Here is an 11,211-nt window from a genome sequence, read left to right as displayed (position 1 = left end):
ACCGCCTGCCCGTCAGCCACGCCCTTGCGGGGCGCGGTCGGCGGGCAGGTGGATGTCCAGGATGCAGACGTCGTCACGCCGGCCCGGGCGCAGCGCCGCCACCAGCCGGGCCAGCGGTTCGGACCGCTCTCCGGCCACGCAGTCGACGGCGGCCCGCGCGAGCCGGTCGAGCCCCCGGTCGATGCTCTCCCCCGGCACCTCGATGAGCCCGTCGGTGTAGAGCAGCAGGTGGTCGCCGGGCTCCAGGCGGAGCGAGACCTCCTCGTAGGCGCTTGCGAACCCGGCGCCGAGCAGGCCGCCTTCGGGCAGCGGCAGGTACTCCGCGCGGCCGTCGCGCACCAGCAGGGGCGGCAGGTGTCCGGCCCGTACCCAGGACAGCCGCTGCTCCTGCGGCCAGTACCGCGCCATGATCATGGTGGCGGTGGCCGAGGTGCCGAACCCGTCCGGAGGCGTGTGGATCAGGAGGGTGTTGAGCCGGGTCAGGGCGTCGGCGAGCGCCGAACCGGTGACGATCATGCCCTTGGCCGTGAACCTCAGCTGGGCCATCGTGCCGACCGCGTCCAGTCCGTGTCCGGCGACGTCACCGACGACGAACAGGGCGCTGTGGTCGGGGAGTTCGATGGCGCTGTACCAGTCGCCGCCGACGTTCACCCCGCTGTCGGAGGGCATGTAGGCCACGTCCACGCGCAGGCCGGCGAGGTCCATCGACCGTTCGGGCGTGGGCAGCAGGGCGTGCTGGAGGCGCGCGGCGAGGGTGCGCTCGGCCTGGAGCATGCCCCGCTGGACGAGCACGGCCCGTTCGCTCTCCCGCAGGGCCAGTTCGGCGTCGCGCTGCGCGGTGAGGTCCTGGAAGAAGCCGTGCACCTCCACCGGGGTCCCCTCGGCGTCCGTCTCGGCCTCGGCGACGATGCGCAGGTGCCGTACGCCGTCGGGGACCACGATGCGGAACTGCCGGTCGATCGGGGCCCCGGCGCCCAGCAGTTGCTCGACGTCCGCGCCGAGGGCGGGCAGGTCGTCGGGCAGCAGGTGTGCGGGGAGCTCCTCCAGCGTCATGGGACCCAGCTCCGGGTCGCGGCGGAAGATGGCGAAGACGTGGTCGGACCAGTTGATGGTGTTCGTGACCAGGTTCCAGTCGGCCCAGCCGAGGTTGCCCAGACGCTCCATGGAGGCCAGCCGTCGCGCCTCGCGCTGCGTGACGTCGTGGCGGATCCAGGTGACGACGAGCCGCCCGCCCAGCCGCGTCGCCCGTACGGAGTACGTGGACTGCTCGGGAACGCCCGCGACCACCTCCTGGTAGGAGAACGGCTCGCCGACGTAGGTCGTCCCTGTGGTGAGGACGTCGAGGTAGCCCTGCCACAGGGCGGTGCCGGCCACGGTGGGGTACGTCTCCAGGACGCGCCGGCCGATGAGTTCCTTGCCCCGGCGGCCCGCGACGTCCACGGAGTCGGGGGCGGCCGCCTCGATCCGGTAGTCCTCCACCTCGCCCGTCGGGGTGCGCAGGGGCGTCAGCAGGATCGCGGTGCCGGGCAGCGCGTCGAAAACGGCCTGGATGGCGGACACCTCTTGGTCCAGGGGGACGGAGAGGGGGCTGCGGACGGCGTGCAGGGGTCCGGCGCACAGCGCCGCGGCCTCGCGGAGCACGGCGCGCGCGTGGGTGTCGAAGGGCCCGGGCCGGCCCCGGAAGAAGCCCACGGCGAGGTCGGCCGGGCCGCCTGCGGCCGCTACCGGGATCCAGGCGCGCGCCGGCCATCTGCCTGAGCTGCCGCCGATGAGCTGGTAGCGCTCGGCATCCGCGGCCGCGTCCTCCAGCCAGACCGGCTCCTGGCGGGTCATGGCGTCCAGTGCGGCGATGTTCGCCAGGGGCGGGATGTCGCGCCACTGGCGCACGACGTCCTGGTCCACGCCCGCGTGGCCGGTCAGCTCCAGCCGGCCGGCTCCGGCCAACGAGTAGATCATCACGCCGTCGACGCCGAGGGGGCCGGCCAGGCTCTCGCGCAGGAACTCCGCGACGTGGTCGGCGGTCCGCGCGTCCGCCAGCCGGCCGGCCAGCGCGGCCAGCAGCCGGCGTGTACCGTCCGCGCCGCCCGCGGCGGCGCGGACGTCGCCGGCCCGGTTGCCGCGGGCGAGGTAGCGGCCGGAGCTGAACACCGATCCGGACTCCTGCGACCCCGTCGAGGCGAGCAGGACACGGGCCGGGGCGGCCTCCGCGGCACGCGGGGAGCGGCTGGGGCCCAGGGTGATCCAGCACTCCTCCATGAGGGTGCGGCCGTGCCTCGCGGCGGCCTCCACCAGCGCTTCGTACGCCTGGTCGGCCGAGAGCTCCCGGCGCGCCATCAGCACGCCCTTGGCCCGCTCCAGCACGGCCGAGGTGGACGCCAGCGCCTCCAGGCTCGCGATCTCCGTGCGGAGCCGGGCCACGACCTTGGCCAACGCCAGTACCTCGGGCGCCGCGCCGTCGTCGGAAACCGAGGACGCGAGCAATTCGGGTACCGCGTCGTCATCGGGAACCGCGGATTCGGCCTGCACCCTTTGAGCATGGCACGGCGGCGGCCTCGGAGTGGACCTGCCCCCCTGATCAGGGGGGCCCGGCCTCGTAGAAACCTCCATCCGGGCCGGTGGCCCGGCGGTGGGGGCGGGCCGCTCACCGGGTGGCCAGGATGATCGCGTAGGCGAGGAAGAAGGCCGCGAAGAGGATGGCGACGACGCAGATGGCCACCAGCGGGCCGTTGCCCCAGCCCGGCTTCAGCGGGCGGTAGGGCCCCGCTCCGGAGCTGGTGCTGGCCTCTGCCGGCGGGGTCTCGCCGGGCGGTACTCCGCCGCCCGGTTCGAGTCCGGGGGTGTTCTTCGGGTCGGGGTCGGGGTTGTGTGCGTCCATGCCCGGCGTCTGCCCATCGGGGGACGGTGAAACCTCGCCGCCCCGGCCCGGGGAGCCGGAGCGGCGCTGGGTGCCGGGGCGGCCCGTCAGGGGGTGCGCCAGCGGTCGCTCTCCAGGTGGGAGCCGGCCATCGGGCCCATGCGGAGCATGCCACCGTCCACGGCCCACGAGGCGCCGGTGACGTAGGAGGCGTCCTCGCCCGCGAGGAAGGCGATGACCGCGGCGACCTCCCGGGCGTCCCCGGGCCGGCCCAGCGGTACGCCCGGCCGGTGCACGCGGCGCACGTCCTCGTCCTCCTGGCCGGTCATCGGCGTGGCGATCTCCCCCGGCGCGACCGAGTTGACGGTGATCCCGTGCTCGGCGAGCTCCAGCGCCATCACCTGGGTGAGCAGCCCGAGGCCGCCCTTGGCGGCGCAGTAGGGGCCGGCGCCGACGCGCGGCTGGTGTTCGTGCACCGAGGTGACGTTGACGATCCGGCCGCCGTCGCCCTGGCCGATCATGCGGCGCGCCGCGCGCTGGGAGCACAGGAACGGGCCGGCGAGGTCCACGTCCAGTACCTGGCGGAGCCGGTCGAGGCCGATGTCGAGGAACGGCTCGGCGGTGCCGGTTCCGGCGTTGTTGACCAGTACGTCGATCCGGCCGAGGTCGTCGGCGAGGGCGTCGATCACATCGGCCGCGCCGGGCAGTTCGGTGAGGTCGAGCCGGGCGAGCGCCGCTTTGCGGCCGTGGCCGCGCACTTCGGCCGCCGTCGCCCGGGCACCTGCTTCGTCGGTGTGCCAGGTGATGCCGACGTCCAGCCCGGCGGCCGCGAGCCGCACGGCGGTCGCCCGGCCGATCCCGGAATCGGCTCCGGTGACCACGGCCGCGGTGGGCCGTCGCGCGGCGCTCTTGGGGGGAGCGGTCATGGGTATGCCCTTTCTCGTTCTGTCGCGGGGGGTCGGTCCCGGTACGGCCTGCCCCCGGGCGGAGCCCGAATGCGCCGAAGGATCTCGGACCGGGCGTTATCGGGTGGCGGAGGTGGGAAGGCGCGGGATCGACAAGCAGGCACTCCAGCGGAGAGGACACGTCCATGACCACTGCACGCGAGATCATGACCGAAGGCGCCGACTGCATCGGAGAGGACGAGAGCGTCCTCGAAGCGGCACGGAAGATGACCGACCTCGGGGTGGGCGCCCTGCCGATCTGCGGCAACGACGACCGGTTGAAAGGAGTCCTCACCGACCGCGACATCGTGGTGAAGGTGCTGGGCCGGGGCAAGGACCCCGCCACGTGCAAGGCCGGTGAACTCGCCCAGGGCGAGGCGGTGACGATCGGCGCGGACGACGACGCGCAAGAGATCCTGCGCACGATGCGGGAGCACAAGGTCCGCCGGCTGCCCGTGATCGACGGCCACCGGCTCGTCGGGATGGTCGCCCAGGCCGATGTGGCCCGCGCCCTGCCGGACCCGGCCGTCGGTGACCTGCTCCAGGCGCTGTCCTCCGACTGACGCCGACGGGCGGCCGCCGCTCCCCGGCCGTGGCGGGCCCCCGGCCCGCCACGGCCGGGGCATGTGCGGCTGTCATCCGGCGTGGCCGGCCGTGGCCGTCGGCTCTCCTTCGAGGGCGGCCAGGACCAGGTCCGGGGTGAGCGGCACCTCGCGGATGCGCCGGCCGACGGCGTGGCACACCGCGTTGCCGATCGCCGCGGCGGCGCCCACGATGCCGATCTCCCCGATGCCCTTGCTGCCCATCGGGTTGAGGTGCTTGTCGTGCTCCTCGATCCAGTGGGCCTCGATGGCGGGAACGTCGGCGTTCGACGGCACGTGGTAGGCGGCCAGGTCCCGTTCGGCGAAGTCGCCGAACGCCGGGTCGAGGCCGCTGTGCTCGGTCAGCGCCATGCCCAGGCCCATCACCATCCCGCCGATGAGCTGGGAGCGGGCGGTGCGCGGGTTGAGGATGCGGCCGGCGGCGAAGACGCCGAGCAGCCTGCGGACGCGTACCTCGCCGGTGACGGTGTCCGCCTGGATCTCGGCGAAGTGCGCCCCGAACGCGTGGCGCGCGTACGGGGACTTCTGCTTCGCCGACTGCGTGGTGTCGGCGGACGCGGAGAGGCCGGCGGCGGGAAGCGGACCGTGGTGGCGTGACAGCCGGTCGGTCAGGGCGGTGCAGGCGTCGTGCACCGCCCAGCCCCAGGACGCGGTTCCGGTGGAGCCGCCGGCAACGGGGCCGGCCGGCAGGGAGCTGTTGCCGATGGCCAGCGAGACGGCGTCGAGCGGAACGCGCAGGGCGTCGGCGGCGATCTGGGAGAGGACCGTGCGGGCGCCGGTGCCGATGTCGGTGGCGTTGACCTCGACGAGGTAGCTCCCGTCGGGGCGGGCGTGGGCCCGGGCACCCGCCGGGGCGATGTACACGGGGTAGGTGGCGGCGGCCACGCCGGTCCCGATGAGGAACGGGCCCTCGCGCAGGGGCGGACGGCGGCCGGACCAGCCGAACCGGCGTGCGCCGTCGCGCAGGCACTCCACGAGGTGGCGGCTGCTGAACGGGTGGCCGCTGTCGGGCTCGGTGGCCGGGTCGTTGCGTACGCGCAGCTCGACGGGGTCCATCCCGAGGGCGTCGGCCAGCTCGTCCATGGCCGACTCCAGGGCGTACATGCCGGGGGTTTCGCCGGGGGCCCGCATCCACGAGGGCGTGGGCACGTCGAGCGCGGTGACGCGGTGGGTGGTGCGGCTGTCCGGGGCGGCGTACATGACCCGGGAGGGTACGGCCGCCTGTTCGACGAATTCGCGGACCTGCGAGGTGTGGGTGGTGACCTCGTGGGAGAGGGCGGTGAGCGTGCCGTCGGAGCGGGCACCCAGCCGGATGTGGTGCAGGGTGGGCGCGCGGTGGCCGACGGTGGCGGCCATGTGCTGCCGGGGCAGGGCCAGGGTGACGGGGCGTCCGCAGTGCCGGGTGGCCATGACGGCGAGGACGACGTGGGGCCGCGGGGTGCCCTTGGAGCCGAAGCCGCCGCCCACGTGCTCGGACAGGACGGTGATCCGGTCCTCGGGCAGCCGGAACAGCGCGGCCAGGACGCTGCGCACCACGGTGGTGCCCTGGCAGGAGTCGTACACGGTGAGGTGGCCGCGCCCGGCGTCCCAGTCGGCGGTGGCCGCGTGCGGTTCCATGGGGTGGTTGTGCAGCGGCGGCACGGAGTAGACGGCGTCGACGCGTACGGGTGCGGCGGCGAGCGCCCCGTCGGGGTCGCCCTGTTCGCGGTGGGCGGGGTAGCCGCCGTTGGCCTGCTCGGGGGTGTACAGGCCGGGATGGTCCTCGCGCAGGAGCACGTCGTGCGGCTCGGTGTCGTAGGTGACGCCTACGGCGTCGGCGGCGGCCCGGGCCCCCTCCAGGGTGTCGGCGATGGCCAGCGCGACGTACCAGCCGCGGTGCGGCACCCGCAGGTCCTGGAGCAGCTGGAGGGTGGGGTCGTCGGAGGGGCCCAGGCGCGGGGCGTCGTAGGGGGTGAGGACGCCCAGCACGCCGGGCAGGGCCAGTGCGGCGGCGGTGTCGACGGCGGTGATCCGGCCGCGGGCGACCGTCGCCGGGACGGGCCAGGCGTAGGCCCGCCGCGGCAGGTGCTGTTCGGCGGCGTACCGGGCGGCGCCGGTCACCTTCTCCCGGCCTTCGCGCCGCGCGACGGGGGCGCCGAGGACGGGGGTGGTGGTGGCGGTGGTGTCGAGGGTGGCGGAGGTCGGGCTCATCGTGGTCCTGTTCCTGGTCAGGTGGAACCGGTTACGGCGCGCCGGCCAGCGTGGCGATGGCGTCGCAGGCGAGGTTGCGGGCGAGCGGGATCTTGTACGCGTTGTCGCGCAGGGGCCTCGCCCCCGCGAGTTCCGCGTCGACGGCCGCACGGACGGCGTCGGAGTGCGGTGCGGAGCCGGTCAGCCGGGCCTCGGCGGTGGTCGCGCGCCAGGGCCGGTGGGCGAGGCCGCCGAAGGCGAGGGAGATGCGGCGCACGCGGCCGTCGTCGAGGTCGAGGACGACGGCGACCGAGGCGAGGGCGAAGGCGTACGAGGCGCGTTCGCGGGCCTTGCGGTAGAGCGAGACGGCGCCCGGGGCCGGGGCGGGCAGGAGCACCGCCGTGATGATTTCCCCCGGGCGGATGACGGTGTCCTGCTCGGGGCGGTCGCCGGGCAGCCGGTGGAACTCGGCGGCCGCGACCGTACGGGTGGTGTCCGGGCCGCCGTACAGCTCGACTTCGGCGTCCAGCGCGGCCAGGGCCACGGCCATGTCCGAGGGCTGGGTGGCGATGCAGTGCTCGGAGTGCCCGAGTACCGCGTGGTCGCGGTGGATTCCCTCGCGGGCCCCGCAGCCGCTGCCGGGTTCGCGCTTGTTGCACGGCTTGGAGAGGTCCTGGAAGTAGGCGCAGCGGGTGCGCTGGAGCAGGTTGCCGCCGGTGGTGGCGACGTTGCGCAGTTGTCCGGAGGCGCCGGCGAGCAGCGCCTGGCTGAGGAGCGGGTAGCGGGTGCGCACGAGCGGGTCGGCGGCCAGGTCGGTGCCCCGGACCATGGCCCCGACGCGCAGGCCGCCGTCGGGCAGTTCGGTGATCTCCTCCAGAGGCAGCCGGGAGATGTCGATGAGGGCGGTGGGGGTCTCGACGCCCACTTTCATCAGGTCCACGAGGTTGGTGCCGCCGCCGAGGTAACGGGAGCCGGGGTGGGCGGCGTAGGCGTCGGCCGCTTCCCGGAGGGTGGTGGCGCGTACGTAGGCGAAGGGCTTCACGCGGTCACCTCCGCTCCGGTCGCGGTGGCCGCGGCGTCCGCGCCCGCTTCGGCGACGGCCCGGACGATGGCGGGGTAGGCGCCGCAGCGGCAGAGGTTTCCGCTGAGCCGTTCCCTGATCTCCTCGGCGCTCAGCACGGCGGGCCCGGCAGCAGCCAAGGCCGTGGCGGCGGTGACGTGCGAGGGGTGCCCGGCGGCCGCCTCGCGGAGCGCGCCGACGGCGGAGCAGAGCTGACCGGGGGTGCAGTAGCCGCACTGGAAGGCGTCGTGTTCGATGAAGGCGCGCTGGAGCGGGTGAAGGGCGCCCTCGGGGGCGGCGAGGCCCTCCACGGTCGTGATCTCGCAGCCGTCGAGGGCGACGGTGAGGAGCAGGCAGCTGTTGACGCGCCGGCCGTCGACGAGGACGGTGCAGGCGCCGCACTGCCCGTGGTCGCAGCCCTTCTTGGCACCGGTCAGGTCCAGCTGCTCGCGCAGGGCGTCGAGCAGCGTGACCCGGTGGTCCAGGTCGAGGTCGTGGTGGACGCCGTTGACGCGCAGGCCCACGCGGGAGCGGACGGCCCCCGCGACCGTGTCGTCCGGCGTGCGCGGCGCGGGTCCGGGGCCACCGCCGTGCGCCGGCCGGGGGTCGGGCGGATCGGTTGCGTGGGCCACGACGAACTCCCTTGTCATCTGTTTCGGCAGGGAATATCCCTTCGACTGCCCAGCCTGGCCCCTCGCACGCCCGTGCGCGCCGCACGCCCCCGCCCGCCTCCTCCATACGGCCCACGTTCAGGTTTCACTCCGGGGCAGACCGGTAAGACGCGGCCCATGGTGCGAATCGGATACACGATGATGACCGAGCAGGCCGGCCCCCGGGAGCTGGTCGAGCACGTGGTCGGCGCGGAGCGGGCGGGTTTCGACTTCTCCGTCACCTCCGACCACTACTTCCCGTGGCTGGAGGAGCAGGGGCACTCCCCTTACGCGTGGAGCGTCCTCGGCGCGGCGGCGCAGGCCACGTCTCGGATCCCGCTGATGACGTACGTGACGTGTCCGACCATGCGGTACCACCCGGCGGTCGTCGCCCAGAAGGCCGCGACCATGCAGCTGCTGTCGGGCGGGCGGTTCCGGCTGGGCCTGGGTTCGGGCGAGAACCTCAACGAGCACGTGATCGGGCCGGGCTGGCCCGCGGCGCACGTCAGGCTGGAGATGCTGGAGGAGGCCGTCGAGATCATCCGGGGCCTCTTCGAAGGGCGCTCGGTCAACCACCACGGACAGTACTTCGACGTGGAGAACGCCCGGCTGTGGGACCTGCCCGCGGACCCGCCGCCGATCGGCATCGCGGTCTCCGGCGACAAGTCCTGCGACCTCGCCGGGCGGCTCGCCGATCTGGTCATCGCCATCGAACCCGAACGCGAGCTGCTGGACGCCTTCGACCGGGCCGGGGGCGCCGGCAAGCCGCGCGTCGGCCAGCTGCCGGTGTGCTACGACCCGGACCGTGACGCGGCCGTCAAGCGGGCCCACGAGCAGTTCCGCTGGTCGGCGGGCGGCTGGAAGGTCAACGCGGAGCTGCCCGGACCGGCCTCCTTCGACCAGGCGGCCCAGCACGTCCGCCCCGAGGACGTCGCCGAGGCCGTGCCGTGCGGGGACGACGTGGACGCCTTCGTGGACGCCGTACGCCCCTTCGTGGAGGCCGGCTTCTCGGAGGTCGCGCTCGTCCAGATCGGCGGTCAGCACCAGGAGCCGTTCCTGGAATGGGCGCAGTCGACCCTGCTCCCCGCACTGCGGGAACTCGGCACCGACGGTCCCGCAGGATGAGCCCGGTCGTCCCGCAGGACACCGCTTCCCTGAAGCTGCTGATCACGCGGGAGGTGGCGGCTCTGCGCGCCGCCGCCCGCCGCGACGCGGGAGTACGCCGCGAGGACGAAACCCCGCGGGGCCGGGACCCCTCGGACAGCTGCCCGTGCGGCGGGGGCGAGGGAGCCCCGCACTCCTGCTCCGACGACGGCGACGGGCAGGGCGGCCACGACCCCTGGGGGTGCGTGTGCGCGGCCATGCCCGCGATCCCGGTCTCTGCGGCACTGCTCGCGCCCGTACGGGACGCGGAGGGCCGGGTCGTCGACTTCACGGTCCGCGCGGGCAACCACGTCCGCTGCGCGCAGTGGCTCGACGCGCCCGACGCCCAGGTGGGCCGGCGGCTCCTGGAGGTGCAGCCCGGCGCGGCGGCGGGCGGCCTGGTGGACGCCCTGAGCGGGGTGCTGGAGACCGGGCGCGCCGTCCACTCGTACGCCGTGGACTACACCGAGCAGCACCGCGACGGGCTGCACCGCACGAAGCTGCTGTACGACGCCGCCTCCTGCGGGGACAGGGTGCTGACGACCTGGCGTCCGGCCCTGAACCGGACGGAGATGATGTCACTCGACGCCCAGTACATCGCCTCCATGGGGTGGGGCACCTGGGACCTGCTGTCGGGAGCGGTCGTCTGGTCCGAGGGCCTCGCCTCGATCTTCCGCACCGATCCGGCCCGGCCGCTGTCCCTGACGGAGTTGTGCGACGCGGTACTCCCGGAGGACGTGCCGCGCTTCGCGAAGCTGATGACGGCCATGCTCGAAGGCGAGGAGCCGCCCGGCGCCGAGGTCCGTTTCATGGTGCTCGGCGAGGTCCGCACCCTCACCCTGGTCGGGCACCCGGTCATCGCCGCGGACGGGCTGCCCTGGGTGCTGCGGCTCATCGCCCGCGACCTCACGGCCCAGGTACGCAGCCGGCAGCGTCTGGCGACGACCCGCCGCCAGACGGAGCGGCTGCGGGAGGAGGCCGCGGCCGAGCACCGGGTGGCGTCGGCGCTGCGGGAGGCCCTGCTGCCCACGCACTCCGCCGAGCTGGAGGGGCTGGGCGTCTCGGTGGCGGCGGCGTACCTGCCGGCGGAGGAGGACGCCTCGGTCGGCGGGGACTGGTACAAGTGCCGCCTGCTGCCGGACGGCCGGATCCTGCTGGCGATCGGGGACGCGTGCGGCCACGGCCTGAACGCGGTGGCCCGGATGGCGCAGCAGCGGCACGCGCTCGCGGGGCTGGCGCACTCCCCCGGCACCCATGCCGGTCAGCTAGCCACCTGGCTGAACGAACTGCTGTGCTCCGACCCGGCGGCCGAGACCGCCACCGGGATCATCGGCCACATCGACGCCGCGCGGAACCTGCGGTGGGCGAGCGCCGGTCACCCCGCTCCCCTGCTGCTGCGCGGGGACACGGCCACGACTCTCGACACGGAGCACCGCGGGCCGCTGTTCGGCCTGCTGCCCGGGCACGAGTACGCGACGGCGACCGTCCCGCTGCGCTCCGGGGACCTGCTGCTGCTGTACACCGACGGGATGGTGGAGCGGCGGGGCCAGGACATCACGTACGGGATCGACACGCTGCGCAAGGCGCTGGAGTCCTGCGCCGGGCTGGGAGCGGCCGAAACCCTCGACCGGGTGATGTCCGCCGATCCGGCCGAGGACCACGAGGACGACGCCTGCCTGTTCGCGATCCGGCTCGACTGAGTCCCCCGGCCGGGCGTCTCCTGCACCCTCACCCGTGCGGGCGGTCCCCCCCGGTCGGCTGTTTCGGGTGGGGCCGGCCGGGCAGGCGC

The 11,211-nt window shown here is 74.4% G+C and carries 9 protein-coding genes; 3 read left to right on the top strand and 6 right to left on the bottom strand.

Going from position 1 to position 11,211, the window contains the following annotated elements; genetic code table 11:
* Positions 1-12: 12 nt before the first annotated feature.
* The 3 genes from OHA81_RS29010 to OHA81_RS29000 form a co-directional block, all read right to left on the bottom strand.
* Positions 13-2,526, bottom strand: coding sequence for a SpoIIE family protein phosphatase (locus OHA81_RS29010; RefSeq protein ID WP_329200758.1), 2,514 nt, complete (start codon positions 2,524-2,526; stop codon positions 13-15).
* Positions 2,527-2,641: 115 nt separating this feature from the next.
* A complete protein-coding gene (locus OHA81_RS29005) occupies positions 2,642-2,875 on the bottom strand; it encodes a DUF6480 family protein (protein WP_329200756.1) in 234 nt (77 codons plus the stop codon).
* Between the two features lie 86 nt (positions 2,876-2,961).
* On the bottom strand, positions 2,962-3,780 hold the full coding sequence (locus OHA81_RS29000) for an SDR family oxidoreductase (RefSeq protein ID WP_329200753.1): 819 nt from the start codon (positions 3,778-3,780) through the stop codon (positions 2,962-2,964).
* A 164-nt stretch (positions 3,781-3,944) separates the two neighbouring features.
* Between OHA81_RS29000 and OHA81_RS28995 the strand changes: the two genes are divergently transcribed.
* Positions 3,945-4,361 carry a CBS domain-containing protein gene (locus OHA81_RS28995; protein ID WP_329200751.1) on the top strand — a complete coding sequence of 139 codons (417 nt, stop codon included), beginning with the start codon at positions 3,945-3,947 and terminating at the stop codon, positions 4,359-4,361.
* A gap of 72 nt (positions 4,362-4,433) precedes the next feature.
* On the opposite strand, the gene OHA81_RS28990 is transcribed toward OHA81_RS28995, so the two are convergent.
* The 3 genes from OHA81_RS28990 to OHA81_RS28980 are packed head-to-tail and all read right to left on the bottom strand — an operon-like array spanning position 4,434 to position 8,261.
* On the bottom strand, positions 4,434-6,590 hold the full coding sequence (locus OHA81_RS28990; protein ID WP_329200749.1) for a xanthine dehydrogenase family protein molybdopterin-binding subunit: 2,157 nt from the start codon (positions 6,588-6,590) through the stop codon (positions 4,434-4,436).
* A 31-nt stretch (positions 6,591-6,621) separates the two neighbouring features.
* A complete protein-coding gene (locus tag OHA81_RS28985) occupies positions 6,622-7,611 on the bottom strand; it encodes an FAD binding domain-containing protein (protein ID WP_329200747.1) in 990 nt (329 codons plus the stop codon).
* Positions 7,608-8,261, bottom strand: a complete 654-nt coding sequence (locus OHA81_RS28980; RefSeq protein WP_443056708.1) for a 2Fe-2S iron-sulfur cluster-binding protein — start codon at positions 8,259-8,261, stop codon at positions 7,608-7,610. The genes OHA81_RS28985 and OHA81_RS28980 overlap by 4 nt, the downstream gene beginning before the upstream one ends.
* Before the next feature lie 156 nt (positions 8,262-8,417).
* Here OHA81_RS28980 and OHA81_RS28975 point away from each other — a divergent pair, with 156 nt between their 5' ends.
* Positions 8,418-9,404: an LLM class F420-dependent oxidoreductase gene (locus OHA81_RS28975; protein WP_329200745.1), complete on the top strand. Its 987-nt coding sequence runs from the start codon at positions 8,418-8,420 to the stop codon at positions 9,402-9,404.
* Positions 9,401-11,122 (top strand): PP2C family protein-serine/threonine phosphatase, encoded by a 1,722-nt coding sequence (locus OHA81_RS28970; RefSeq protein ID WP_329200743.1) that lies wholly within the window; start codon positions 9,401-9,403, stop codon positions 11,120-11,122. Before OHA81_RS28975 ends, OHA81_RS28970 begins: the two co-directional genes overlap by 4 nt.
* Positions 11,123-11,211: the final 89 nt, after the last annotated feature.

It is taken from the genome of Streptomyces sp. NBC_00667 (assembly GCF_036226825.1).
Classification (GTDB): domain Bacteria; phylum Actinomycetota; class Actinomycetes; order Streptomycetales; family Streptomycetaceae; genus Streptomyces.
The sequence above is the reverse complement of the archived record's forward strand: the minus strand, read 5'-3'. Positions and strand labels throughout refer to the sequence as shown.

Bases quoted from the DNA above. Each gene is read 5' to 3' on its own strand.
- OHA81_RS29000 (WP_329200753.1), bottom strand. From the start codon at position 3,780: ATGACCGCTCCCCCCAAGAGCGCCGCGCGACGGCCCACCGCGGCCGTG.
- OHA81_RS29005 (WP_329200756.1), bottom strand. From the start codon at position 2,875: ATGGACGCACACAACCCCGACCCCGACCCGAAGAACACCCCCGGACTC.
- OHA81_RS28975 (WP_329200745.1), top strand. From the start codon at position 8,418: ATGGTGCGAATCGGATACACGATGATGACCGAGCAGGCCGGCCCCCGG.
- OHA81_RS28990 (WP_329200749.1), bottom strand. From the start codon at position 6,590: ATGAGCCCGACCTCCGCCACCCTCGACACCACCGCCACCACCACCCCC.
- OHA81_RS28995 (WP_329200751.1), top strand. From the start codon at position 3,945: ATGACCACTGCACGCGAGATCATGACCGAAGGCGCCGACTGCATCGGA.
- OHA81_RS28970 (WP_329200743.1), top strand. From the start codon at position 9,401: ATGAGCCCGGTCGTCCCGCAGGACACCGCTTCCCTGAAGCTGCTGATC.